The 25,950-nt window shown below is 59.7% G+C and carries 24 protein-coding genes; 14 read left to right on the top strand and 10 right to left on the bottom strand.

What is annotated here, in order from left to right:
* Positions 1-85: 85 nt before the first annotated feature.
* From DXB44_RS05790 to DXB44_RS05805, 4 genes are read right to left on the bottom strand one after another with little or no spacing between them, the layout of a single operon-like run.
* The gene (locus DXB44_RS05790) at positions 86-1,171 is read right to left on the bottom strand and encodes a putative ABC transporter permease (RefSeq protein ID WP_118658056.1); all 1,086 of its coding nucleotides are present in this window, start codon (positions 1,169-1,171) and stop codon (positions 86-88) included.
* 15 nt (positions 1,172-1,186) lie between these two features.
* A complete protein-coding gene (locus DXB44_RS05795; protein ID WP_118658057.1) occupies positions 1,187-1,366 on the bottom strand; it encodes a DUF6472 family protein in 180 nt (59 codons plus the stop codon).
* Entirely contained in the window at positions 1,359-2,126 is a 768-nt protein-coding gene (gene trmB / locus DXB44_RS05800; protein WP_055186195.1) for a tRNA (guanosine(46)-N7)-methyltransferase TrmB, read from the bottom strand. Before trmB ends, DXB44_RS05795 begins: the two co-directional genes overlap by 8 nt.
* On the bottom strand, positions 2,123-3,313 hold the full coding sequence (locus DXB44_RS05805) for an alanyl-tRNA editing protein (protein WP_118658058.1): 1,191 nt from the start codon (positions 3,311-3,313) through the stop codon (positions 2,123-2,125). The genes trmB and DXB44_RS05805 overlap by 4 nt, the downstream gene beginning before the upstream one ends.
* A gap of 506 nt (positions 3,314-3,819) precedes the next feature.
* Between DXB44_RS05805 and malQ the strand changes: the two genes are divergently transcribed.
* The 3 genes from malQ (at position 3,820) to DXB44_RS05820 (ending at position 6,840) form a co-directional block, all read left to right on the top strand.
* Positions 3,820-5,397 carry a 4-alpha-glucanotransferase gene (malQ, locus tag DXB44_RS05810; RefSeq protein ID WP_118658059.1) on the top strand — a complete coding sequence of 526 codons (1,578 nt, stop codon included), beginning with the start codon at positions 3,820-3,822 and terminating at the stop codon, positions 5,395-5,397.
* Positions 5,398-5,532: 135 nt separating this feature from the next.
* A complete protein-coding gene (locus DXB44_RS05815; RefSeq protein ID WP_243111036.1) occupies positions 5,533-6,339 on the top strand; it encodes a GGDEF domain-containing protein in 807 nt (268 codons plus the stop codon).
* Between the two features lie 60 nt (positions 6,340-6,399).
* Positions 6,400-6,840 carry a hypothetical protein gene (locus tag DXB44_RS05820; protein WP_006735368.1) on the top strand — a complete coding sequence of 147 codons (441 nt, stop codon included), beginning with the start codon at positions 6,400-6,402 and terminating at the stop codon, positions 6,838-6,840.
* A gap of 43 nt (positions 6,841-6,883) precedes the next feature.
* Here the strand turns inward: DXB44_RS05820 and DXB44_RS05825 are convergent, their stop codons facing one another.
* The gene (locus tag DXB44_RS05825; protein ID WP_118658061.1) at positions 6,884-7,297 is read right to left on the bottom strand and encodes an EamA family transporter; all 414 of its coding nucleotides are present in this window, start codon (positions 7,295-7,297) and stop codon (positions 6,884-6,886) included.
* A gap of 407 nt (positions 7,298-7,704) precedes the next feature.
* Between DXB44_RS05825 and hisG the strand changes: the two genes are divergently transcribed.
* From hisG to DXB44_RS05880, 10 genes are all read left to right on the top strand, one after another.
* Positions 7,705-9,300, top strand: coding sequence for an ATP phosphoribosyltransferase (hisG, locus tag DXB44_RS05830; RefSeq protein WP_118658062.1), 1,596 nt, complete (start codon positions 7,705-7,707; stop codon positions 9,298-9,300).
* Positions 9,297-10,574: a histidinol dehydrogenase gene (gene hisD / locus DXB44_RS05835; protein WP_118658063.1), complete on the top strand. Its 1,278-nt coding sequence runs from the start codon at positions 9,297-9,299 to the stop codon at positions 10,572-10,574. Before hisG ends, hisD begins: the two co-directional genes overlap by 4 nt.
* A gap of 12 nt (positions 10,575-10,586) precedes the next feature.
* Positions 10,587-11,648: a histidinol-phosphate transaminase gene (hisC, locus tag DXB44_RS05840; protein WP_118658064.1), complete on the top strand. Its 1,062-nt coding sequence runs from the start codon at positions 10,587-10,589 to the stop codon at positions 11,646-11,648.
* 2 nt (positions 11,649-11,650) lie between these two features.
* The gene (hisB, locus tag DXB44_RS05845; protein ID WP_118658065.1) at positions 11,651-12,247 is read left to right on the top strand and encodes an imidazoleglycerol-phosphate dehydratase HisB; all 597 of its coding nucleotides are present in this window, start codon (positions 11,651-11,653) and stop codon (positions 12,245-12,247) included.
* Entirely contained in the window at positions 12,244-12,852 is a 609-nt protein-coding gene (hisH, locus tag DXB44_RS05850; protein WP_118658066.1) for an imidazole glycerol phosphate synthase subunit HisH, read from the top strand. The genes hisB and hisH overlap by 4 nt, the downstream gene beginning before the upstream one ends.
* 266 nt (positions 12,853-13,118) lie before the next feature.
* The gene (gene hisA, locus DXB44_RS05860) at positions 13,119-13,838 is read left to right on the top strand and encodes a 1-(5-phosphoribosyl)-5-[(5-phosphoribosylamino)methylideneamino]imidazole-4-carboxamide isomerase (protein ID WP_005922612.1); all 720 of its coding nucleotides are present in this window, start codon (positions 13,119-13,121) and stop codon (positions 13,836-13,838) included.
* A 15-nt stretch (positions 13,839-13,853) separates the two neighbouring features.
* Positions 13,854-14,609 carry an imidazole glycerol phosphate synthase subunit HisF gene (hisF, locus tag DXB44_RS05865; RefSeq protein WP_118658068.1) on the top strand — a complete coding sequence of 252 codons (756 nt, stop codon included), beginning with the start codon at positions 13,854-13,856 and terminating at the stop codon, positions 14,607-14,609.
* 80 nt (positions 14,610-14,689) lie between these two features.
* Complete coding sequence (hisIE, locus tag DXB44_RS05870) at positions 14,690-15,325, top strand: bifunctional phosphoribosyl-AMP cyclohydrolase/phosphoribosyl-ATP diphosphatase HisIE (RefSeq protein WP_055186206.1); 636 nt, start codon at positions 14,690-14,692, stop codon at positions 15,323-15,325.
* A 7-nt stretch (positions 15,326-15,332) separates the two neighbouring features.
* Positions 15,333-16,157 carry a histidinol-phosphatase HisJ family protein gene (locus tag DXB44_RS05875; RefSeq protein WP_118658069.1) on the top strand — a complete coding sequence of 275 codons (825 nt, stop codon included), beginning with the start codon at positions 15,333-15,335 and terminating at the stop codon, positions 16,155-16,157.
* 324 nt (positions 16,158-16,481) lie between these two features.
* Positions 16,482-17,858 carry an MATE family efflux transporter gene (locus DXB44_RS05880; RefSeq protein WP_118658070.1) on the top strand — a complete coding sequence of 459 codons (1,377 nt, stop codon included), beginning with the start codon at positions 16,482-16,484 and terminating at the stop codon, positions 17,856-17,858.
* 50 nt (positions 17,859-17,908) lie between these two features.
* On the opposite strand, the gene DXB44_RS05885 is transcribed toward DXB44_RS05880, so the two are convergent.
* The 3 genes from DXB44_RS05885 to murQ form a co-directional block, all read right to left on the bottom strand.
* Positions 17,909-18,958, bottom strand: a complete 1,050-nt coding sequence (locus DXB44_RS05885; protein ID WP_118658071.1) for a MupG family TIM beta-alpha barrel fold protein — start codon at positions 18,956-18,958, stop codon at positions 17,909-17,911.
* Positions 18,951-20,393, bottom strand: a complete 1,443-nt coding sequence (locus tag DXB44_RS05890) for a PTS transporter subunit EIIC (protein ID WP_097778999.1) — start codon at positions 20,391-20,393, stop codon at positions 18,951-18,953. Before DXB44_RS05890 ends, DXB44_RS05885 begins: the two co-directional genes overlap by 8 nt.
* A 77-nt stretch (positions 20,394-20,470) precedes the next feature.
* Complete coding sequence (gene murQ / locus DXB44_RS05895; RefSeq protein ID WP_081028453.1) at positions 20,471-21,379, bottom strand: N-acetylmuramic acid 6-phosphate etherase; 909 nt, start codon at positions 21,377-21,379, stop codon at positions 20,471-20,473.
* 202 nt (positions 21,380-21,581) lie between these two features.
* Between murQ and DXB44_RS05900 the strand changes: the two genes are divergently transcribed.
* On the top strand, positions 21,582-22,448 hold the full coding sequence (locus tag DXB44_RS05900) for a MurR/RpiR family transcriptional regulator (RefSeq protein WP_118658084.1): 867 nt from the start codon (positions 21,582-21,584) through the stop codon (positions 22,446-22,448).
* Positions 22,449-22,596: 148 nt separating this feature from the next.
* Here DXB44_RS05900 and DXB44_RS05905 read toward each other — a convergent pair whose 3' ends face one another.
* The gene (locus DXB44_RS05905) at positions 22,597-23,337 is read right to left on the bottom strand and encodes a sialate O-acetylesterase (RefSeq protein WP_118658072.1); all 741 of its coding nucleotides are present in this window, start codon (positions 23,335-23,337) and stop codon (positions 22,597-22,599) included.
* Between the two features lie 429 nt (positions 23,338-23,766).
* On the bottom strand, positions 23,767-25,752 hold the full coding sequence (locus tag DXB44_RS05910) for a recombinase family protein (protein ID WP_243111038.1): 1,986 nt from the start codon (positions 25,750-25,752) through the stop codon (positions 23,767-23,769).
* Between the last annotated feature and the right edge of the window lie 198 nt (positions 25,753-25,950).

Here is a 25,950-nt window from a genome sequence, read left to right on the forward strand (position 1 = left end):
AGTTTTTTCACACTTTATAACAACATTATTCGAGCAAAGCGCAACAAAAATGCCACACACGGCAGCGCCGGTGCGGCATTCGGGGTCATTTGGGTTTCTTGTTGTCGTCCTTGTTTTCCTGCTCGGCGCGGTGCAGCATCTCCCGCAATGTGGGCAGGGTGCGCAGCTTTTTGCCGTGCCGGAGCTTCGGGTAGGCGCGCAGCATACGGCGCGGGCCCACGATGCGGGGAGTGCGCAGCAGCTGTGCCTGCATCTCCTCACTGCGGGCTTGCAGCTCTGCTGCCAGCTGTTCCAATTGCAGCAGCTCGGCGGCGCGCTCGGCGGTGCCCTTGGCAGCAAGGCGGGCGGCGTTGGCAGCTTCGGCAGCGTTCAGGCGGGCGTCCTCGCTGGCGCGGCGGGCAGCTTCGCTGGCCTCGGCGGCCTTGGCGCGGATGGCAGCCAGCGTCTCACGGGCAGAGGGGCGCTTTCCGGCGGCGTCCCGCGCCTCGGCGGCGGCAAGCTTGAATTGCAGCCGTCCCTCGTCCAGTTTCTGGTCAGCATTCAGGGTGGTGGTGCCCAGCAGCTGGGTCATGGCGTCGCTGACGGCGTGGATACTGTCTCCCAGCTGCTCCATGGTGTCCAGCGTATCGGCCAGCGCAGAGGCGGCAATGGCGGTAGCCACCACGTCCACCGCATACACGGCGTACAGAAAGCACATGAGGATGACCCCCACAAAGGGCGGGATCAGGGCTACAAGGTCGGCCACCACCGGGTGCACGATGCGCATGACCACCAGCGTGCCCACACCCCACAGCAGGCAGAATTCCAGACAGATATAGCCCCCGATATTAAAGGGAAAATCGCTGTAATCCCACCAGCGGGTGTGGTAGAGCTTATACAGCGCCCAGCCGCCCACCAGCTCCAGCGCACTGGGCAGGATGACGCCGCCTATATACAGCAGCAGGATGCTGTGCTGCAAGGGCGTAAGGGCAAACAGCACGATGATCATGCCAAAGCCGTAGATGGGGCAGACCGGGCCGTTGAGGAAGCCCCGGTTCACCAGCTGACCGGTGGTGGCGGCGGCATAGATGACCTCCAGACACCAGCCTATACAGGAGTAGATCAGGAAATAGGCCAGAATGTGGTACAGGGAGAACCCACACACCACGGTATCGGTAAGAAAGCTTACCATAGGCACCTCCGTTCTTCAGTTCTGTTTGGATACGATCTTATATTCGTCCCCCGGCTCAAAAAAGGGACAGGCAGCGGTGCTGTGGGCAAGATAGCGTGCCATCTCGTCCTCGTCCAGCGCAGCGCCCTGCGCGCAGTAGTAGCTGCCGTATTCGTCCTGAACATTATTCAGGCACAGCTCACAGGGGTCAGACATTTCCTTCGCCTTCCTGCGCGGCAGCTTCGGCAGCGGCAGCTTCGCGTGCCATCCGCTTGAGCACCTTGGGGTCTACCCAAGTCACGCTGTCGGCACCGGGCTTTTTGCGGGCAATGAGCGCTTTGATTTTAATGCCCATCTCGGTGAACATGCCCTCGTGCTCGGTACGGATGTTCCATTCCGGCTCGTTCTCGTGCAGGTCGTAGGTGATCCACTCGATGTCGTAGCCGGAGGCGGGGAAATACTCCACGCTGTCCCGGAACAGATCATCATCGTCGGTCTTGAAGTAGATCTCGCCGCCGTCCTTCAGAAACTCGCGGTAAGCGATCAGCTGGCGCGGGTAGGTAAGACGGTGCTTGTGGGAGGAGTCGTTCTTGCTCCACGGGTTGCAGAAGTTGATATAGATGCGGCTGACCTCGTCCTCCGGGGTGATCACGCCCTTGATGCGCTCGATATCGGTGCTCATGATCTTCACGTTGTCGATGGGGCGTCCGGCTGCCTGATAGGCGGCTTCGATCTTGCGCTTGGCAAGGATGAGCACCTTGTCGGTGATATCGATGCCCAGATAGTTGTTTTCCGGGTGGGCGCAGGCCAGTTGGGAGATGAAGCCGCCCTTGCCGCAGCCCAGTTCCAGAATAAAGGGCTGCTCCGGGCGGGCATACTGGCCGTGCCACTTGCCGCCCCAGATGAGGGGTTCGTGCACATGGAAATCCGCGGCCATCAGTTCGTCGTGGGCATAGGGTTTGAAACGCATTCTCATAGTTTGTTGTTCTCCTTCAAAAATCTCTCCACCTGCTCCGGGGTGGCGGCGCAGCTGCCCTGACAGATGCCGGGCTTTCCGCCGCCGCGCCCGTTCAGGGCAGCGTTCAGTGCTTTGGTCAGGGCGCGCACATCGCCGTCCCGCCGGGCAAGGCAGTAGCCGGTGCCTTTTTCGGTGGGGGTCAGGGCGGCGCACAGGCCGGTGGTGGCTTCGGTCAGGCGCACAGCCAGCCGGTGCAGCCCGTCCGGGTCCAGCCCCGGCAGGGTGCGGATGGCGTCCGCATCGGGCGCGGTCAGCTGCGCAAGGGCGTCAAACAGCTGGCTGCACAGTCCAAAATGTGTAAACTTGAGTGCGGTATACTCGTCGTAGACGCGATGCACCGCCACAGCCGTCTGGTCGGCCTTAGCAGAAAGCAGCGCACCGATGTCTGCCTGCCGGGCGCGCATGGCCTGCGCCGCCGTCAGTGCACGGGCGCCGCACACCACGCTCAGCCGCACGCCGCCCTTGTAGTTCTCGCTGGCAAGGATCTTGATCTGCCCCACCTGACCGGTGGTGCGGGTGTGGGTGCCGCAGCAGGCGCAGACGTCCGCGCCCGGGATGGTTACAATGCGCACCTGCCCCTCGATCTCTTTTTTGGAGCGGTAGACAAGGGCGGCAAGTTCCTCCCGGGTGGGGTAGCTGATGAGCACCGGCACATCCTGCCACACGATGCGGTTGGCGGCAAGCTCCGCCTGCCGCAGCCCCTCGGGGCTGATGGGCACGCTGGTGTCCATGCGCACGGCCTCGGTGCCCACATGGAAGCCCACGTTCTCCGCCCCGAACATCTGGTGCAGGATGCCGGAGAGGATATGCTCGCCGGTGTGCTGCTGCATCTTATCGAACCGCCAGTCCCAGTCGATGCAGCCGGCAACGGCTGCGCCGGGCGCGGCGGCAGCGGGCAGGGCATCCACCGTATGCCAGATAACGCCCGCCTGCTCGTGGACGTCCTGCACCTGCAGCACCGTGCCGTCCGGCAGGGTCAGCGTGCCCCGGTCGGCGGGCTGACCGCCGCCCTCTGGGTAGAACACCGTGCCGTCCAGCGCGATGCGCCCGCCGCCGGTCTTTTCGTCCGGCTCTGCGGCAAGGATGACACTTTCGCATCCGGTGCGGAAAGCGTCCTGCTCAAAATATTTTTCTGTGCGCTGCATCGCGCGAGTACCTCCTGTAGATAGAACGATTGAAAATGCCCTCCGCTTGCTCCCCCTCGGGGGAGCTGTCGCGCAGCGACTGAGGGGCTATAAATGGAGAAGCGAAAAAAGCGTTAAAGCGATAGCGCCGACTGGCGCAGCGCTAGCTTTTTTGTGCTTCGACTTCTGTTTTAGGATTGTCAAGGGCGAGTAGCCCTTGGCCCGTTGCGGGGTGGGTGGAGTCCAGAGGTAGGGAGGGGGGAGTCGGAACACCCCTCCCTGCCTCTGGCCCAGCGGAGCGTCTTTGCACGCTGAAAGCAGGCAGGAACTTTCCGGTCAAACCACAAACTTTCCAACCATGCCAAAGGCACCCCCTTGGGGGAGCTGCTGAGCGCAGCGAAGCTGAGGGGGTACCCCATAAAAACCAGTATACCACGATTTTTGCCTGTGGAAAATAGTTTGCGGTTATGTTATGATAGGAAACAACGAATATTCCCGAAAATTGACAGCGAGGAAGGTAACGGATCATGCGTGAAAGTGGTATTCTGATGCCGGTATCCAGTCTGCCCGGCCCTTATGGGATCGGCTGCTTTGGCAAGGCGGCATTTCAATTTGTGGATTTCCTGTCTGCAGCAGGACAAACGATCTGGCAGCTGCTGCCGCTCAGCCCCACCGGCTACGGCGACAGCCCCTACCAGAGCTGCTCTGCCTTTGCGGGCAACCCCTATTTTGTGGACTTGGAAGCGCTGGAAAAAGAAGGTCTGCTGACCGCCGCAGACCTCAAGGCAGAAAGCTGGGGCAAAAACCCGCTGGAAGTGGACTACGGCACTTTGTACGTCAGCCGCTTTGCGGTGCTGCGCAAGGCCTACGCCGCATGGCGCAGCCAGTGCGCCGGGCTGCACGGCTGCACCTACTACTACCCCGACGACTACTACGCCTTTACCCTTGCCAACGAGGACTGGCTGGAGGACTACGCCCTGTACATGGCGCTGAAAGTCGCCAACAAGATGAAGAACTGGGTGGAGTGGGACGCCCCCTACCGCCGCCGCGACAAGGCTGCACTGGCCGCCTTTGCTGCCGCAAACGAAGAGGAGATCGGTTTCTGGAAGTTTGTGCAGTACAAGTTCAGCGTCCAGTGGCAGGCCGTCAAGACCTATGCCAACGAAAAGGGCGTGCAGATCCTGGGCGATATCCCCATCTACGTCTCTGCTGACTCGGTGGACGCATGGGTGGGCGGCAAGCTGTTTGAGCTGGACGCCGACGGCCGCTTTGCCCGGGTGGCGGGCTGTCCGCCGGACTATTTCTCCGCAGACGGCCAGCTGTGGGGCAACCCCCTGTACGACTGGGCGTACCACAAAAAGACCGGCTACGCTTGGTGGATTCAGCGGGTGCGCCACGCACTGGGCATCTACGATCTGCTGCGCATCGACCACTTCCGCGGCTTTGACACCTATTGGGCCATCCCGGCCACCAGCACCACCGCCCGCACCGGCAAGTGGGAGAACGGCCCCGGCATGGAGCTGTTCGATGCGCTGGAAGCTGCACTGGGCAAGCTGCCCATCATTGCCGAGGACTTGGGCGAACTGTTCCCCAGCGTGCGCAAGCTGCTGGCCGACAGCACCTTCCCGGGCATGAAGGTGCTGCAATTCGCCTTCGGCGGCGGGGACAACGAGTATCTGCCCCATAACCACGTCAAGAACGGCGTGGTCTACCCCGGCACCCACGACAACACTACCCTGACCGACTGGTGGGAGAACGGCGCTTCCGAAAAGGAAAAGGCCACCGCCGCAGCCTATCTGCACCTTACCCCCTGCAAGCCCACCGCCAAGGAGGTGGCAGCGGTCAAGACTGCCGCCGCGCGCACCGCGCTGCTGCGGGCGGCGCTGGGCTCGGTGGCGGACAGAGCCATCATTCCCATGTACGACTGGCTGGGTCTGGGTGCCGAAGCGCACCTGAACACCCCGGGCAAGCTGGGCGGCAACTGGGCATGGCGTGCCAAGGCCGGTTTTGACTCCAAAGCCCTTGCCGCGCAGATCGAAGCCGAATGCGCCGTGTACTGCCGCTGCAATGCAGACGTTCAAAACGTGAAAAAATCAGCAATTTGACAGAATTGTAAAAACTGCCGTAAAAATTTGTGCGTTTTGCTGGAAAAATCTGTATTTCAATGGTATAATAGCCGTAAGTTCCCGGATTTGTGGGAAAATTGGAATTTCGCCCGTCGGAAGCGGCGGCGCGTACTGATGATGGGGAAATTACAGATGGACAGAGAATGGACAGAGCAGGATCTGCGCGCCTTTGTCGAGGGCGCACAGGCTGCGTTTGAGACGGTATTGCTGGACGAGCTGCCACAGGACACCGGCTGGCAGGACGAGGGCTTGCAGGTGAGCTATACCCTGTGCAACGGGCGGGTAAGCTGTGTGCTGCACCGCACGGTGCGGGCAGACGGCAAGCTGTGGCGGATCACCATGTCCGCTCCGCTGGCAGGCAATCTGCTGCCGGAAGAGCGCATGAGCGCCCGTGAGCGGGAGCTGTGCCGCGAGGACCTGAACCACGATTTTCTTTCCGGCGTGTACAACCGCCGCTATCTGGAGACCGTGATCGCCGCCGAGCTGGACCGCTGGGCAGAGCAGGGGCGCAAGGCCGCTGTGGCGCTGATATCGCTGGATCACGGCGCGCAGCTGCGGGACACCTACGGTCAGCCGGTGATGGATCAGCTGATCTGCTTTGTGGCAAACCAGTGGAAAAAGTATTTCGATATCCCGGGTAGTCAGATCGTCTGCCGCCTGACCGGCACCACCTTTGTGGTGGGCTGTCTGGATATGGACGGCGGCCAGCTGGCCGAGCAGATGCGGAATATCTACGCCGAAATGCCCCACGAGTGCGTCACTTCCATGGGGATGATGAAGCGAGTGCCCTTTACCCTGAGCGTCGCAGTGGCAGGGCTGGACGAGCTGGACAGCGCCGCCAACTGCTGGCAGCGCCTGTACGCCATCTGTGACGAGCGGCTGCGCGGCATCCAGATCTCCGGCGGCAATAAGATCTGCTGAGAAATAACGTATATAATCCCCCTTTGGGCACATACTAGGTGCCAAAGGGGGATTTTTTGTATGGAAAACCAGAAAAACGACAACCTGAACCTGCTGGAAGCGGTGGTGCAGAACACCGAGATGGGCAAGAACACCTTGGAGCAGATTTTACCCATGACCAACGATGTACAGTTCAAGGCCGAACTGCTGCGCCAGCGCAACATTTATCATCAGCTCAATCAGGAGGCGCACACCGCCATAGAAGCCTGCGGCGGCAGCGCACAGGGGCAGAGCACCATGGCAAAGCTGAACACGAAAATGGGCATCGGGCTCAAGACCCTCACGGACAAGTCCACACGCAATCTGGCGGAGATGCTCACACAGGGCAGCGGCATGGGGGTGGTGGACTGCGTAAAAAGCTGCAAGGACTACCCCAACGCTGCCCCGGGCGCAAAGCGCCTTGCCCAGCGGCTGCAGGATTTTGAAGAGGATAACCGCATCCAGCTGGAACGGTTTTTGTAATGCGTTCTTCCCCATGAAAACGCCCGGAGTGCATCCCTGACCGTTACAGCACCATAAACAGTGTGCCGGCGGTGATGAGGGCGCAGCCGATGAGGCTTTTGGCGGTAAAGGGCTCGTGCAGCACCACAAAAGCCAGCGCAAGGGTGATGACCACGCTGAGCTTATCAATGGGCACTACCTTGGACGCTGCACCGATCTGCAACGCGTGGTAGTAGCACAGCCAGCTTGCGCCGGTGGCAAGGCCGGACAGCACCAGAAACAGCCAGCTGCGGCGGGAGATCTCCGCAATACCGGCCTGCGTACCGGTAAGGAACACCATGCCCCAGCTCATCAGCAGCACCACCGCCGTGCGGATGGCGGTGGCAAGGGTGGAGTTGACCCCCTCGATGCCGATCTTTGCCAGAATCGAGGTAAGGGCGGCAAACACCGCCGACCCCAGCGCGTAAACGAACCACATGGCAAACGCCTCCTTTTTGCCCCAGTATACGCCTTTGTGTGACGGAACACAAGGTTGCGAACAGGTGGGACGATTTGGAATGGCCTCCGCTTTGCTCTGGCCATAATCAGCGGAAAGAATATTTATAATTTCGGAGCACCGGAGCGTCTGCGGACGCTCCGGTGCTCCATTTTCACGAGAGGGGCTGATGGATTGAAAAATTTTCGCCTTTCTGTACAAACGCACTGAAAAATTGTAGGATAAGAATGGAAAAGACGTCACTTTCATGCTTTACAACTTTACCCAGATAAAGTAAAATAAGGACAGAAGCCTTTCATACTATGGGCGCGGAGGATGCCGCGCCGGATGTTTTTGTGTATAGAGACGCCGGAATTGTGCCGGCGCAGGGAAAGAAACGAGGGAGCAGGATGGAGTTCAGTCTGGAGCATCTGCAGCCAAAGGAGCGTGCCTCCTTTGCGCTGCGCAGCCTGTACGAGACGGCAGGCTGCCGCAAGTACCACATGGGACGGTTCGAGGAGTACAGCCTGTATCAGGAGAACCGCAGCTTTCTGTCGTCGGAGCAGGTCATCACTTTTACCGATTTGGATGGCCGTCTGCTGGCGCTCAAGCCGGACGTGACCCTGTCCATTGCCAAGACGGCACAGCCCGCCCCGGGCGAGACGCTGCGGTACTACTACCACGAGAACGTCTACCGTCCCTCTGCCGAAAGCCACACCTTTAAAGAGATCTCCCAGATGGGTCTGGAACTGCTGGGCGCTGTGGGCGAAGCCGAGGTGCAGCAGGCGGTGTGTCTGGCGGCGCAGTCGCTGGCGGCGCTGGGCGCAGAGTGGGTGCTGGAGGTCAGCCACATGGGTTACCTGTTCGGCCTGTTCGATGCGCTGGGCGTACCGGAGGCCGCCCGGGCACTGCTACTGGAAAAGCTGCGGCAGAAAAACGCCCACGAGCTGCGCGCCGCCGCGCTTTCTGCGGGGCTTTCTGAAACGGCGGCAGACGCCTTGTGCGGGGTGCTGGAACTTTCCGGCGGCTACGCTGCTACCCTTTCCAAGGCGGCAGCGCTCTGCCGCAACCCCGCTATGACTGCCGCCGTGGCAGAGCTGACCGCCTTAGCACCCACACTGGGACAGGCGGGCGGCAGCATCCGGTTAGACCTGACCTTAGCCGGTGAGATGGAATACTACAACGGCCTTGTGTTTCAGGGCTATCTCAAGGCTTTGCCCCGCCCGCTGCTGAAGGGCGGGCGGTACGACCTGCTGCTGCAAAAGTTCACCCCCGGGGCGGGTGCTATCGGCTTTGCGGTGTATCTGGACGAGCTGGACCGGCTGAACGCGATGCCGCCGGTGCAGCATCAGGACACCGGCAAGGTGATGCTGAACGTGGCGCTGCCCAAAGGGCGGCTGGGCGACAAGGTCTACAATCTGCTGGCTGGCATCGGCTACGGCTGCCCGGAGGACTACAACGCCACCCGCAAGCTGGTGGTGGAGAACCCGGCGGCGGGCATCCGGTATTTTCTAGTCAAGCCCAGCGACGTGGCCATCTATGTGGAGCACGGCGCGGCCGATGTGGGCATCGTGGGCAAGGATATCCTGACCGAAGCCGCCGCCGATGTATACGAGCTGCTGGACACCGGCCTTGGCCGCTGCCGGATGTGCGTAGCCGCCCCGGCGGGCTACCGGGACGACCCCAGCCGCCCGGTGCGGGTAGCCACCAAGTTCGTCAACATTGCAAAACGCTACTACGCCTCCATGGGGCGGGATATCGATATCATCAAGCTGAACGGCTCCATTGAGCTGGCACCCATCCTTGGGCTTTCGGATGTCATCGTGGACATCGTGGAGACCGGCACCACCCTGCGGGAGAACGGCCTGCAGGTGGTCACCGAGTTCATGCCCATCTCGGCGCGGTTCATCGCCAACAAGGCCAGCTACCAGTTCAAGCACCGGCAGATGGACACCATGCTGGAAAAGCTGCGCGACACCTTGCACAAGCAGGAGGAAGAGAAATGATAAAGCTGTATAATTTTGACGAGCTGAAGCCGGAGGAAATTCTGAACCGGGACATCCGCGCCGAAAAGAACGTAGAGGACGTGGTGGACGCCATCATTGCGGACGTGCGCGCCCGTGGCGACGACGCCCTGAAGGACTACGCCCTGAAATTTGACGGCGCAACGATCGAAAATTTACAGGTGACACAGACCGAGATCGACGAAGCCTTTGCGGGCATGGACCCGTATTTCCTCGAGACCCTGCGGCAGGCGGCGGAGAACATCGAGCAGTTCCACCGCCAGCAGGTGCACAAGAATTTTGTGATGAACGACCGCCCCGGCATTGTGCTGGGGCAGAAATATACTCCCATTGAAAAGGCCGGTGTGTATGTGCCCGGCGGCACGGCGGCGTACCCTTCCACCGTGCTCATGGACGTCATCCCCGCCAAGGTGGCAGGGGTGTCCGAGATCGTCATGACCACCCCCGCCGGGAAGGACGGCAAGGTGAACCCGGTCATTCTGGCCGCTGCCGCCACCGCCGGAGTAACTAAAATTTTCAAGACCGGCGGCGCACAGGCTGTGGCGGCGCTGGCCTACGGCACCCAGAGCATCCCGGCGGTGGATAAGATCGTGGGCCCCGGCAATATCTACGTTGCCACCGCCAAGCGCAAGGTGTTCGGCAAGGTGGGCATTGATATGATCGCAGGCCCCAGTGAAATTCTGGTGCTGGCAGACGGCAGCTGCGATCCCGCGTGGGTGGCGGCAGACCTGTTGAGTCAGGCCGAGCACGACAGGCTGGCAAGTCCGGTGCTGGTGACCGACAGCGAAGCCCTTGCCAAGGCGGTACAGGCAGAACTGGAGGTACAAATTCCGCAGCTGCCCCGCGCCGCCATTGCCCGCGCCAGCGTGGACGATAATGGCAAGATCATCCTCTGCACCGACCTGCACAAGGCCATCGAGGCCTGCAACATCATCGCGCCGGAGCACTTGGAGGTCTGCGTGGAGGACCCCTTCGGCGTGCTGAACGAGGTCCGCAACGCGGGCAGCATCTTCCTTGGCCGCAACGTGCCGGAGGCGCTGGGCGATTACTTTGCAGGCCCCAACCACACCCTGCCCACCAGCGGCACCGCACGCTTTTCCAGCCCGCTGGGCGTGGACGATTTCGTCAAGAAGTCCAGCTTCATCTACTACACCCGGGACGCGCTGGAAGCCGTTGCGCCCCGCATTGCAGACTTTGCCGAGCGCGAGGGTCTGCACGCCCACGCCCGCAGCGTGACCATCCGGTATGAAAAGTAAGAGGAAACCATTATGAGCCGTTTTCTTTCCCCTGCCCTGTCCGCTGTCACCCCCTACACACCCGGGGAGCAGCCGCAGGATCAGCAGTACATCAAACTGAATACCAACGAAAGCCCCTATCTGCCGTCGCCCCGGGTGGTGGCAGCCGTGAGCGAAGCCGAGGTGGAAAAGCTGCGCCTTTACTCCGACCCCGCCTGTGCCCAGCTGCTGCGCACGGCGGCGGCGCATTTCGGCTTGCAGCCTTCCCAGGTCATGCCCGGCAACGGCAGCGACGAGAACCTGTTCTTTGCGCTGCGCGCCTTCTGTGACGAGAGCCACCCGCTGGCCTTTGCGGATATCACCTACGGCTGCTACGGCGTGTGGTGCAGCCTGCTGCACATCCCCACCCATATCATTCCGTTGAAAGAGGACTTCACCCTTGACCCCGCCGATTACCACGGTCTGCACGAGACCATCGTCATCGCAAACCCCAACGCTCCCACCGGGCTGTGCCTGCCCCGGGATGCCATCGAGGGCATTTTGCGATCAAACCCGGACAGCGTGGTCATTGTGGACGAAGCCTATGTGGACTTTGGCGGCGAGAGCTGTGTGCCGCTTATCGACCAATACGAAAACCTGCTGGTGGTGCAGACCTTCTCCAAATCCCGGCAGCTGGCGGGGGCCCGGCTGGGGCTTGCCATGGGCAATGCGGCGCTGATCGCCGATTTGAACCGGGTCAAGTTCAGCCTGAACCCCTACAATATCAACCGCCTGACTTTGAAGGCCGGGCAGGCTGCGCTGGAGGATACCGCCTACTTTGAAAAGACCCGCGCCGCCATTATGGACACCCGCGCATGGACGATGCAGCAGCTGACCGACCGAGGCTTTACCGTGCTGGACAGCCGCGCAAACTTTGTATTTGCCAGCACAGAACGGATAAACGGCGGCGTGCTATACAAAAAGTTAAAAGAAAACGGCATTCTGGTGCGGCATTTTGATGCGCCGCGCATTGAAAACTGGCTGCGCATCACCATCGGCACGCCGGAGCAGATGCAGGCACTGATGGACGCCGTGGACAAAATACTGGAGGTGTGACAATGGCAGAGCGCATGGTAACGCTGGAACGCAGCACCAACGAGACCCAGATCGAGCTGACCCTTGATCTGGACGGCACCGGTCGCTACGAGATCGACACCGGATGCGGCTTTCTGAACCACATGCTGGAACTGTTTGCCCGGCACGGGCGGTTTGATCTGGTGCTCACCTGCCACGGCGATGTACAGGTGGACTACCACCACACCACCGAGGACGTGGGCATTACGCTGGGACAGGCCTTTGCCCGGGCGCTGGGCGAGATGCGCGGCATCTGCCGCTACGGCAGCTTTTACCTGCCCATGGACGAGGCGCTGGTGCTGTGTGCGGTGGATCTTTCCGGCCGGTGCACCCTGAACTGGGACATCCGCTGCCAGACCGAAAAGGTGGGCGATTTTGACGTGGAGTGCGCCAAGGAGTTCTGGTACGGCTTTGCCCGCAGCGTGCCCGCCACCGTCCATTTTGTGCAGTTTGCGGGCGAGAACACCCACCACATTCTGGAAGCCTGCTTCAAGGGCGCGGGCCACGCGCTGGCCGAAGCTGTGCGCATCGACGCGGCACACCGGGACGAGATTCCCTCCACGAAAGGACTGCTGGTATGATCGCCATTCTTGATTACGGGGTGGGCAACCTGTTCAGCCTGCGTTCCAGCTTGCAGCAGCTGGGGCTGCAGGCAGTGGTCACCGCCGACGCCGATGCCATCCGCGCCGCCGACCGGCTTATCCTGCCGGGGGTGGGCGCATTCGGGGATGCCATGGCAAAGCTTACCGCCACCGGCCTTGTGCCGGTGCTGAAGGAGCAGGCGGAAGAGAAGCCGTTGCTCGGCATCTGCCTTGGGATGCAGCTGCTGTTTGAAAAAAGCTACGAGTACGGCGAGCACGCCGGGCTGGGCTTTATCAAAGGCGAGGTCTGCCCGCTGGGGCCCGACCTTGCGGACAAAGAGCTGAAAGTGCCGCAGATGGGCTGGAACGCTTTGCACATCGTAAAGGACGATCCCCTGTTCCGCTACATCCGCGAGGGCGAGTATGTGTACTACGTCCACAGCTATTACGGCAAAAACTGCGCCGAAAGCACCCTTGCCGTCAGCGATTATTCCATCCCGGTCACCGGCGCGGTGCGGGCGGGGCGGGTGTACGGCACCCAGTTCCACCCGGAAAAAAGCGGCGATACCGGGCTGCGGATCCTCAAGGCGTTCAGCGAATTGTAAGCGGGCACGCCCTCTCAGTCACCGAGCAAAACGATTTTAAATGCCCTCCGCTATCGGGTTGCGGCACCCAGCATCCGCATCGTGCCTTGGGCGGCACTTGCGTCTTGCTGGCCGCTGCCCCAACAACTCCTCCCTGTTTCCGCCACTGGCGGCGGTCGTCGTTGTTGCACTCTGGGCATATTCAGCGGAAAAATTATTTTTAATTTCGCGTTTGTCGCGGCCTGCGGGCCGCTCCAAACGCATTTTCACGAGAGGGGTCATAATGTATGCAGCTATTTCCAGCCATTGACCTGCGCGGCGGGCAGGTGGTGCGCCTGACACAGGGCGACTACGACCGCATGACCGTTTACGGGCAGGACCCCTGCGCACAGGCACGCAGCTTTGTGGCCGCCGGGGCAAAAAATCTTCATGTGGTGGACTTGGACGGTGCCAAGGACGGCACCCTTTCCAACTACGATACCATTGCCGCGCTGGCAAAGCAGGGCGGTTTATACATCGAAGTAGGCGGCGGCATCCGCACCGAGGAGCGCATTGAAAAATACCTCTCCCTCGGGGTGGGGCGCTGCATTCTGGGCAGCGTGGCGGTGACGGATTTTGCCTTTACCGCCCGGATGCTGCAAAAATACGGCGACAAGATCGCCGTGGGCGTGGACGCTAAGGACGGCTATGTTGCCATCCACGGGTGGAAGGAGGTCAGCGCCGAGCCGGGCGTTGCCTTCTGTAAGCGGCTGGCAGAAGCCGGCTGCACCGCCATCATCTACACCGACATTGCTTGTGACGGCGCGATGCAGGGCACAAACCTGAGCCTTTACCGGCAGCTGGCGGCAGAGGTGCCCGGGGTGGCCTTTACCGCCAGCGGCGGCATCTCCTCCGAGGCAGAGCTGCTGGAATTGCAGCAGATGGGCACAGCAGCCGCCATTCTGGGCAAAAGTCTGTACACCGGCGCGCTGGACCTTGCCCGCTGCGTGCAGCTGGTGCAGGACTGAGAAAGAGGGAGCTTTATGATAACCAAACGCATCATCCCCTGTCTGGACGTGCGCGACGGCCGGGTGGTCAAGGGCACGAACTTTGAGGGCATCAAGGACGTAGCCGACCCGGTGGAGATGGCACGGCTGTACAATGCCGCCGGGGCGGACGAGCTGGTGTTTTACGATATCACCGCCAGCTTTGAGGGACGCGCCCTTTTTACCGACATCCTGACCCGGGTGGCGGGGGAAATTTTTATCCCCCTGACCGTGGGCGGCGGCATCAACACACTGGAGGATTTTGACCGGGTGCTGAAATGCGGCGCGGATAAGGTAAGCGTCAACTCCGGCGCGCTGAAAGACCCCGGGCTGATCCCCGCCGCCGCGCAGCGCTACGGCGACCAGTGCGTGGTGCTTTCCGCAGATGTGAAGCGGGTGAACGGCCAGTTCCGGGTGTTCGCCAAAGGCGGGCGCGAGGATACCGGCCGGGATGCGCTGGACTGGGTAAGCTGGTGCGCCGCCCACGGCGCGGGCGAGATCTGCCTGAACAGCATCGACACCGACGGCGTGCGCAACGGCTTCGACCTTGAAATGCTGGACGCGGTGGCCGCCCGGGTAAATATCCCCATCATTGCCAGCGGTGGCGCGGGCAAAAAAGAGGATTTTCTGGAGCTGTTTCACCACAAGGGCATCGACGCCGGGCTGGCGGCGGGCATCTTCCACCAGAAGCTGCTGGGCATCCGGGAGCTGAAGGAGTACCTGAACGCCAACGGCGTGGAGATGCGGCTGTAAAAAACACAGAAACACCTTGCATTTTTGTCTTGAATCCGATAAAATACAACAGTATCCCCATCCGGGGAGGGAGAACCGTCATGGAACTGAAATTTGATGAAAAAGGCCTGATCCCCGCCATCGTGCAGGATCACTACACAAAGCAGGTGCTCACCCTTGCCTACATGAACGCCGAGACGCTGGCGCTGACCATTGCCGAGGGGCGCACCGTGTTCTGGAGCCGCAGCCGTCAGGAGATCTGGCGCAAGGGCGAGACCAGCGGCAATGTGCAGCGGGTGGTGTCCATTACCGCCGACTGCGACGCCGATGCGCTGGTGGTAGAGGTGGTGAAGGACGGCCCCGCCTGCCACACCGGAGCGGAAAGCTGCTTTTTCAACGAGGTATACGTCTCCCCGGAGCTGAAGCAGTTCAGCTGGCAGGGGCTGTACGAGCTTATTAAGGGCCGCAAGGATACCCCCACCGCAGGCAGCTACACCACCTACCTGTTTGAAAAGGGCAAGGAGAAGATCCTGAAAAAGGTGGGCGAAGAGTGCACCGAGGTCATCATTGCGGGCGAAAAAGAGGACAAGGCCGAGACGGTCTACGAGATCAGCGACCTTGCCTATCATGTACTGGTGCTGATGGTCAGTGCGGGCATCACCGTAGAGGATGTGACCCGGGAGCTGGAAAAGCGCCACGTCATCGACCACAAGGTCAAGCAGGAAAGGATGCAGTGAGAAGCCTATGGCAGATTACAGAAAATCCAGCGTACATTGCCACTCTACCCTGTGTGACGGCAAAAATACCTTGCAGCAGATGGCGGGTGCCGCCTGTGCGCAGGGGCTGACCACCCTTGGCTTCAGCGGCCACAGCTACACAAAGCCTGACCGCGAATACTGCATGACCCCCGGCCGCACTGCCCTGTACCGCGCCACTATTGCCAAGCTGAAAAACGAGTACCGGGGCAAGGTGGATATCCTGTGCGGCATCGAGTGGGATCTGCTGAGCGAGGGCACGCCCAAAGGCTTTGATTACTGGATCGGCAGCGCGCACCATCTGTACGGCAAGAACACCGGGAAATACTACGAAATTGATTTCCGCCCCGAGGATCTGCGAGACTGCATCAATAACGATTTTGACGGTGACCCGCTGGCAGCGGTGGAAGCTTATTTTGCCGAGGTGGAGAAGATCGCCGCCAAAAAGCCGGACATTTTGGGACACATCGACCTTGTCAAAAAGCTGAACGCGGACGGCAGCTTCTTTGACGAAGAGTCTCCCCGCTACAAGGCAGCAGCACTCAAGGCGCTGCACGCCGCCCGGGAGAACGACTGCATTCTGGAAGTGAACACCGGCGGCGTATACCGGGGCTACCGCAAGGACTTCTACCCCGGCGCATGGCTGCTGGGCGAGTGGAACAAGCTGGGCGGCAGGGTGATCATCACCGCCGACGCCCACGACACCGCCGCGCTGACCTTCGGCTTTGACGAAGCCGCCGCCGCCATCAAGGCCGCAGGCTTTACCGCCCTGACTGTGCTGACCGTCAACGGGTTTGAAGAGCAGGAGTTATAAATAACCCTCTCAGGCGCTCCCGCGCCAGCTCCCCCGAAGGGGGAGCCAAGGTTTAAGGCACATTGCTAAAGCTTCAGGTGCAATGAGAAGCTTTCCAACCATGCCAAAGGCTCCCTCTCTGAGGAAGTTCGTTCCAAAACCCCACCCGTGAAAAAGCAATTCTGGAAAATCCGCAGATTTTCCAGAATTGCGAAATAAAAATAATTTTTCCACTGAATATGCCCAGAGCGAAGGCGGAGGGCATTCAAAATCGTTTTACCGCAAAAGAGGCCACTGCACAGTTTTTGTGCAACGGCCTCCTTTTTGCGCGAAGAAAGGAATCCTATGACCCAGACGCGACCCCTGAAAACAAACCTCTTTAACCGGAATACAGACCTGCTGCACGGGCCTATTTTCAAGAACCTTTTTCTGTTCATGCTGCCCATTCTGGTGTCCAATTTATTCCAGCAGCTGTATAATACCGTGGATACCATGATCGTGGGCAACGTGCTGGGCGATAGCGCACTGGCCGCCATCGGCTCCTGCGGGTCCATCTACGAGCTGCTGGTGGGCTTTGGCATCGGCATCGGCAACGGGCTTTCCATCGTGGCTGCGCGCTCCTACGGGGCACAGGACGAGGATCTGCTCAAAAGAACGGTGGCCGGGTCGCTGGTCATCGGGCTTTGCGCAAGCTTTGTCATTACCACGGCGGGCTTTTTCGGCCTGCGGCCGCTTTTGCAGCTGCTGGACACCCCCGCAGAGATTTTAGAGGACGCCTACCGGTACATCATCGTCATCGATTTGGGCGTTTTAGTGATGTTCCTTTATAACCTGTGCGCCGGACTGCTGCGCGCCATCGGCAACAGCGTGATGCCGCTGGTGTTTTTGCTTATCAGCTCCGGGCTGAACGTGGCGCTGGATCTGTGGTTCATTGCCGGGCTGGGCATGGGCGTACAGGGTGCGGCGGTGGCTACCGTCATTGCACAGGGCATCTCGGTGGTGCTGTGCATTCTGTATGTGATGCGCCGCGTGCCGCTGCTGCTGCCCGCCCGCAGGCACTGGGCGGTGGGACAGCATTTGTACTGGGAGCTGTTCAGCCAGAGCATCTCCATGGGGCTGATGAGCAGCATCGTGTCGGCGGGTTCGGTGGTGCTGCAATACGGCATCAACGGGCTGGGCACACTGACCATTGCAGGGCACACCGCCGCGCGCAAGCTGTTCTCCTTTACCAGTATGCCGCTGATCTCCATGGCAAACGCCGGTTCTACCTTCGTCTCCCAGAACCGGGGCGCAGGTCAGCCGGAGCGGGTGCGCAAGGGAATGCGCACCATGTACCTGTGCTCGGTGGTCATCATGGCGGCAGAGGTGGTGCTGATGCAGCTTTTTGCCCGGCAGCTGGTGCAGCTGATCTCCGGCTCCACCGCGCCCCTCGTGCTGGAAAACGGTGCACGGTATCTGATGTGGAACGCGCCGTTCTACGCGGTGCTGGGAGTGCTGCTGTGCACCCGGTACGCCCTGCAGAGCCTTGGGCAGAAGGTGCTGCCGCTGTTTTCCAGCGTCATCGAGCTGGTGGGCAAGGTGATTTTTGTGCTGGTGTTCATCCCGCGCTACGCCTACAACGCCGTTATCCTGTGCGAGCCCATCATCTGGTGCTTCATGGCGGCATATCTCGTGGCGGTGTACCGCCGCGATGCCTTTGTGTATCCGAGAAAGAATCAATAAATAAACAAAAACAAGCACCGGAGCGTCTGCGGACGCTCCGGTGCTTGTTTTTATGATGTTTTTACCATGCGGAAGGTCTTTCCGCGCTTAATGCAGTCCAGCAGCAGGTCGTATTCTGCGGGCACTTCGCCGATGACGTTCACCTTTTCGTCTGCGGGCAGGTCGGTGCGCATGAGCTGAATTTCGCCGGAGTAGCGCCCGTAGCCGATGTTATCCATGGTCACGCAGCGGCGGCGGCGCTCTGTGCAGTTATCCGGCTGCACGGTGCTGCCAAAGCAGGAGTAGAGCCGGGATTCCTGATACCGCACAAGCCCTTTGGGCGAGTCCGGGCGGCAGGTAAAGGTGCGGTCGTACAGCGTCTCGTAGCCGGGGCGCAGGGCGACCGGCAGGCAGAGCTCGCCGGTGGTGCAGAAGTGGCGGATGTACTCCTGCTCCCGGGTGCTGACCTCCGGGTCGCCCGCAAAAATGCCGTCCAGCCCGTAGTTCAGCGCCAAGTCCGCAAAGGCTGCCGAAGGGGCGGCGGTGCGGTGGGCTTCCAGCGTAGGCAGACCCTTGTACAGCGGGCCGCGCAGCAGGGCGTCGCCGGGGATAAAGCCGTACACCTGCAAGCCCTCTGCCTGCAAAGCTGTGGTGCTCTCGCGCAGAAATTCCGGGTCAAGGCCGGTCTCCGGGCGGGGGTAGAAGTTGTGCATGGCAATGACCGTGCCGCCGCCTGCCGCCAGCTGCCGTGCCACCTCCGGGGTGGTGGTGGAGGCGTTGACGGCAACGGGCAACTGCTGCGCAAGGGCGCACATCTGCTCCAGCGAGAAGCCGTAGTCCAGCCGCAGACCCCACAGGTGCAGCCGCTTTGCCAGCGCGGTCAGGTCGGCGCAGCCGAACTGCCGGATGGTCTTTTCCGACACATCCGCCAGAATGCGCCAGCCCTGCGCCGCCAGAAAGTCGCACATTTCCTGCACGCGGGCGCAGTAAGCGGCATCAAATTCTTCGCTGATATGCAGTGAGATAAAAACAGGCGCGCCGCCTGCCGCAAAAGCGGAAAGCGACGCACGCTGTTCCTCAAACTGCGTCAGATACACTGACCGTCCGAGTGTTTTAAGCATTGGCAACGTCCTCAACAGAGACCATTGCATTGGTCACGATAAAGCCCATGATGTAGCAGATGACCAGACCCACTGCGTAGCAGCCAACGGAAGCAGCCACACCGTGAGGGCCGGCGGTCATGACGAACAGAGCCAGCAGACCGGAGGGGCCCCAAGCGGTAGCAGCCACCTGCATGGCCATGACGAAGGCACCGCCGAAACCAGCGCCCAGACCGGCACTGATGAAGGGCTTGCCCATGGGCAGGGTGACGCCGTAGATCAGCGGCTCGCCGATGCCCAGCAGACCTGCGGGCAGTGCGCCGGTGATAACGTTCTTCAGACGGGTGTTGCCGCACTTCTTAGCCTTGAAGTAGATAGCGACAGCAGCGCCCACCTGACCTGCACCAGCCATAGCCAGCGCGGGGTACAGGGTAACGTAGCCAAAGCTCTCCAGCTGCACGGAGTACAGAGCGACCAGACCATGGTGCATACCCATAGCGACCATGGGCAGGAACAGAGCGGTGGAAACATAACCGGCAATGATGCGCACGATCAGGATATCGCTCATGCACAGCTTTTCAACCACCCAGCACAGCGCGGTGGAAACATAGCCGGTAGCGGGCATGATGATCAGGATATAGGGCACGAGGCACAGGATCATGGTGATCAGCGGGGTGAACACGATGTCCAGAGATTCGGGCATCCACTTGCGCACCCAGCGCTCGATCTTGACAAGGCACCATGCGCCCAGCACAACGGCCAGCACGCCGCCGCGGCCTGCACGCAGGATGGAATCCAGCGGCACAGCCTCGTTGAACAGACCCAGAATGGAAGAGATCTTGTTGATGCCGTCCAGACCGGTGATCATGCCCAGCATACCGCCCAGAATGGGGGTGCCGCCGAACTTTTCGGCTGCGCGGTAGCCGACCCATGCGGTCAGGTAACCAAGGAAGCAGGTGTTCATCAGACCCAGCAGGGTGCTGATAAGGGCCAATGCGGGGATGTCGGCGTAGTTCGGCACCACCTGACCGATCAGGGAGTTGATGCCGGCGCACAGACCGGAAGCCACAACGCCCGGGATCAGGGGGATAAAGATATCGCCAAAGGTCTTGAACAGCTCCTTGACCTTGCTCTGCTTCTGCCCGGCCTTGACTGCGGCCTTGTTGGTCTGCCAGTCGTTGGCGGTGGAAGCGGCGGCGTCTGCCGGGATGCCCATGTCGCGGCAGATATCTGCGCACTTGCGGCACTTGCCGGGGCCGACCACGATCTCTACATAGCCGGTACGGTCATGCACGATGCCCATTACGCCCTCGATGGCCTTCAGGCCCTCGTCGTCGATCTTGGCGTCATCTTTAACGCGCACCCGCAGACGGGTCATGCAGTTGGTTGCGGTGAGAACGTTGCTCTTTCCGCCGACTTTCTCCAGCGCCGCGCGGACCAGTTCTTCATTCGTCATAAGTGGGTCCTCCTTTAAAACAGGTGTATATCCGATGCGGCCTTTGCCGCTAAGGAACATGGGTGTGCAAATGCGCCTTACAGCACTTCCAGCCGGATGGCCTCCCGCACATGGCCGCGTGCCCGTTCCAGCCGCCGGGCGGCTTCCTTGGCATCGCAGTCTGCCAGCAGCATGGTAATGGCAGTCTTTACGCTGCCGCCCGCTGCATCAATGGCGGCGCGGGCTTTTTCCCGCTCCACGCCGGTGGCGTCGATGACGATATTCTCGGCGCGGGTGTGCAGCTTTTCGTTGGTCTGCTGCACGTCCACCATCAGGTTCTGGTAGGCCTTGCCGGTGCGCACCATGGAACCGGTGGAGATCATGTTCAAAATCAGTTTCTGCGCCGTGCCGGACTTGAGCCGGGTGGAGCCGGTCAGCACCTCGGGACCGCAATTTACCTCGATGGCAAGCTCTGCGGCCTTGCCGATGGCGCTGCCGATGTTGCAGGCAATGGCGGCGGTGTGACAGCCCACGCTTTTGGCGTAGTCCAGACCGCCCAGCACATAGGGCGTGCGGCCGGAGGCGGCAATGCCCACCACAAGGTCATTTGCGGTCAGGCCGTGGGCTTTCAAATCCTCAACAGCCAGCTCCCGGCTGTCCTCTGCGCCCTCCACGGCCTCAATGAAGGCTTTTTCGCCGCCGGCGATCAGCCCCACCACCATCTCCTTCGGCACACCGAAGGTGGGCGGGCACTCGGCGGCATCCAGCACGCCTAAGCGGCCGGAGGTACCGGCGCCCATATAGAACAGCCGTCCGCCTTTTTCAAAGGCTTCTGCCGCCCATGTGACCGCCTGCGCGATCTGCGGCAGGCACTTGGCAATGGCCAGCGGTACCCGGGCGTCCTCCTCGTTCATGACAGTCACGATCTCCAGCGGGGACATCTGGTCCAGCTGCATCGTGCGCGGGTTGCGGGTCTCGGTGGTCATCCCACTCAGATTCAATCCCATTTCCTGCACCTCCAGTTTCCGCCGCACCGCTTGCGGCGTGATTGTGACTAAAGTATAAACTTTTTCAAACAAAATGTCCACAAAAAGACTATTTTGTGGTACAATGTTTTATGCAAGCATTGTTTTTGAAATTTTTGCTTACAAGTACGACTTTTTTGTGCAGCTTGTTCAATCCATCCTGAAATACAACAGAGGTATCGATATGCAGAACGTTCTTTTACGCCTGCGGGAGGTGCAGCCCTCCCTCAGCAGCACCGAGCGGCAGATCGCACAGTTCATTCTGGACAACCCGGACGAGACCACCACCCTTACCATCCGGGAGCTGGCGCGGCGCTCCTTCTCCTCCCCTTCCAGCGTGGTGCGCATCTGCCGGGCGATCGGCTTTCAGGGTTACAAGGAACTGCGCCACGCCCTGACGCTGGAGCTTGCCACCCTTGGGGAGAACGGCAGCCACCGGGAAAAGGATATCACCCCGCAGGACAGTTTGCAGGAGATCGTGGAAAAGGTGACCCACAAGAACATCCAGAGCCTGCTGGACACCCAGCGGCTGCTGTTGCTGGACGAGCTGGAACAGTGTGTGGAGCTGATTGCCAACGCCCGCACGGTGCTGTTGTTCGGCATTGGTTCCTCGCTGTGCGTGGCAAAGGACACCTACCTGAAATTTCTGCGGCTGGACAAGCCCTGCGTGGTCAACGAGGACTCCCACTCGCAGCTTTTGCAGGCGCGCAACGCCACCGCGCAGGATGTGGGCATCGTGTTCTCCTACTCCGGGCAGACCATGGAGATGATCCAGTGCATCAAGGAGATGAAGGCGGGCGGCGCACCGGTCATTGCGGTGACCCGCTACTACCCCTCCGAGGTGGCACAGCTGGCCGACCATGTGCTGTATGTGGCCGCCAACGAGAGCCTGTTCCGCAACGGTGCCATGTCCTCCCGGCTTTCCCAGCTGAACGTGATGGATATCCTGTACACCGCCTACGCCAGCCGCAACCACGAGGACACCATGCGCCGCCTGACCAAGACCCACATCTATAAGCTCGGTGACCCGGAGGTGCTGACCCAGCCGTAAAACGAAAGCCGCGCCGCAGGGTGCAAAAAAGGCGCCTGGTGATCTTCTCACCAAGCGCCTTTGCTTCCGTGAGCGAAAGTATAGCGTTTTTTACGGCTTTTTTCAATCCGAGCAGAAAAGCGACTGCTTTCCTGAAGAAATCCGGCATTTACACCAGACTCTTGTAGGCTTCCAGATAGCGCAGACCCAGTGTCCGCAGACTTTCAGTCGTGAAATGCAGCCCGTCCGGGCGGGCTGCAAGGTCAGCGGCGGAAACTACGGCACACTTCGGCAGCTGCGCGGCCAGTTCCGGCAGACGATGGTTGAACTCCTTCAATAGTTCTGCAGGAGTTCCGTGGAAACTGTTTTCCGGGTAGCCCAGTTCCCCCACCACGATGGGCAAATCGCCCAGTTCTTCCCGGAACGCCCGCATAGTGCGCAAGAACTGCTCCGGGTAGGCTTCCAGCTGCTCCGGGGCAAGACAGTCGCTCTCGCCCTGATGCCACAAGATCGCGGTCAGCGCGGAGGTGCGCATAGCCAGCTTTGCCTGAAAGACTGCATGGTCAAACAGCACCTCGCCCGGTTGCCACTGGCTGATGCGGGTACCACCGTCTGCGCAGGGAATCAAGCCGATTTTAGCCCCGGTTTCTTTTTGCAGCTGCGCGGCAAAGCTTGCGGCAAGGTTTGCGCCGCTGCGCGGAACTGCCCCCTCTGCCACCGCGCGGTCCACATTGATGGGCTCACTCATGGGCTGCCAGCGCCCCATGCGCAGCATGAAGCAATCCGGGGCAGTGATGGTGTTCTCCGGGGTCAAATCGCCCCGTCCTGCCATGTTAGACTGTCCCACCAGCAAAAACGAGCGGATGCCCTGCGCTGCCTCGTGCAGACCATCGTTGATCCATAGTGCCATAACAAAACGCCTCCTGCGTGTTTTTTACCCCAGTATAGCACAAAAGCAGCCGACATTCACGAACAGCTGCTTCTATGCTGTGAAAATGATGAGATCGTTTTGCATACGCTGTTGATCGTGGACGATGAGGAGATCGAGCGCGCGGGGATGGCGCAGTTCATCCGCGACCACGGCAGGCTGGAAGAGCAATGACATAACAAGCACAGCCCCGCTTTGGCGAAGGAGAAGCCAAAGCGGGGCTATATTCAATGAAGGAGAAATGAAGGGAATATCAGGTTACAGATTCAGCTCAAACTGTTCTGCCGTAACAGTTGCTTTGCCATCGGCAGCAAAGGTGATGCCGTCGGCAGACTGAGGGGTGTAGATCCATAACATATTTTTACATATTCGTTCAGACCCTGCGGGGCTGAACATCTTGGCTTTCAGCCGTTAACATAACCGACTAGCATGACCTTCCAGAAAAAGCGAGGGCAGGGCTGATCTGTTTTGTGACGGCTTTTTTGTTGCCGTTTTGCCCGTTGGACCTTGAAAACCGCATGACCGTCTGTATGGGATACCCGGCGATGACCCCGGCAACACCTCGGCCCCGGCAAAACGAAAAGCCGGCGGCAACAAAAATCTCCGGCAGGGAGATCCTTGAAGCCATCCGGCTAATGGATGCAGACGAACGCAGGGAGTTGACGAGAGTTCTGTTTGCATAAAAGATTCACGTTTGCGAAGCAACAAAAGCCCCAGTGGGGCTTTTGAGTGACCGAACGGTCTTGCGCCAGCAAGATGGAGGGGCCTTGCCCCGACAAGTGACTTTTTATGCAAAGGAAAGCAGGCTGTGCAAACCTTGCGCAGAAAAGCCCCCGATTCGGGCAAATGTGCAAACGGTGTGCAGAAAGTGAGCAGCCGCTTTCTTACATAAAAAAGAACGCAAAATCTTACGATTTGACGTTCAATATCTGGTGCACCTCGCGCACTCATATCCGAACTTTTCTCCGCTTTCACTGCTTCCCCGAAAGCGACCGTTTCTGTACCTTCCTTATAATTAAAGGTAATAAGTTCCTTATCATCGTAGAGATAGATGGCATTGATGAAGGTGTCCACCAGTGCCTGCCGCGGCTCCGGCTGGGTCATGTCCAGCTTGCGGAAGCGAAGCAGCCAAAAGCGGACGAACTCTTCTTTCATCTCCGGCTTGGCAAGCCGTTCCTCGGCAATGCGGGCTTGCAGCTCCTTCCGCTGTTCTTCCAGCGCTTCCAGCCGTCCCTTGGTAGAGCTTGTCAGAATGCCCATCTGGATGGCATTCAGCATATTGGTGATGCCGACTTCCGTTTCTTTCAACTGCTTTTCATAGATGGGCAAATCCGTGCTTTCCTGATTTTGCAGCTCCATCACTTTGGCGATGATGGCATTCATGGAAGCGTCATCTTCCACCAGCTTCATGGTCTCGTTGACCACCAGATCTTCCAGCCACTGTTTCCGCACGGCCTTTTTATCGCAGGTCTTTTTCTTCTTGGCAGCAGCACACTTATAATAGGTGTACATCTTCCCGGTGTGGCTGACACCGCTTTCGCCAAACATCAGCGCTCCGCACTTACCGCAGTACAGCTTGGTGGTAAGCAGATAGCTTTCCTCTGCCTTATGACGGGCAGGGGCCTTTTTATTTTTCGCCAGCTTTTCCTGTACTTTGTTGAACAAGTCCTCTGACACAAGAGCCGGGATCGCATTGGGCTGTACCACATCCCGCAAACGCAACTCGCCGATGTACCGGCGATTACTCAACATCCGCTGAATCGTATTGTAGGACATCTCCCCGCCCATTGAATTTTTGATGTTGTGTGCCTTTAACCAATCCCGCAGGTCAGTCATGGTCGCACCGTCCGCATACTTCTGGAACGTCTGCTCCACATACGGAGCCAACAACGGGTCGGGCTGGTAATGCCGGGTCTCATCGATCATGTAGCCGAACGGAATCGTGCCGCCATTATAAATACCCTTGAGAGCATTTTCGGTCATGCCGCGCACGACCTTTTCCGACAGGTCAGCCGAGTAATATTCGGCATAGCCCTCCAGCACCGATTCCAGAATGATGCCCTCCGGGCCAGCCGAAATGACTTCCGTTGCCGACACCAGTTTCACGCCATTCCGCTTCAGTTGGGTCTTGTACCGGGCACTGTCGTAGCGGTTCCGGGCAAAGCGATCCAGCTTCCATACGATGATGACATCAAAGATGCCGCGTTCGCTGTCTTTAATCATCTGCTGGAACTGTGGGCGGTTGTCCGTTTTTGCAGAGACGGCACGGTCAATGTAGTGTTTGACCACCGTGAATCCGTTCTTCTCCGCATAGGCAGTGCACTCCCGAATCTGACCTTCGATGGATTCTTCACGCTGGCTGTCAGTAGAATAGCGGGCATAGATCACGGCGGTCATGGCAAGCACCTCACTTTTACACATCATTGAACGGTGATACGTTCATCGAATCAATATTTCGTATAATGTATATATCATATTTTACTGCCGCTTTCAAGAGTTATTTCTCGTTTTATTATAAAATTTTCTGATTCTCCATAAATTCGGCAATGGTTTCCTTGAACAAGTCCTGGATGTCGTCCATGCTGTCGATGTTCG

The sequence above is a fragment of the Faecalibacterium sp. OM04-11BH genome (assembly GCF_003482185.1).
Taxonomy (GTDB): Bacteria; Bacillota; Clostridia; order Oscillospirales; family Ruminococcaceae; genus Faecalibacterium; species Faecalibacterium tardum.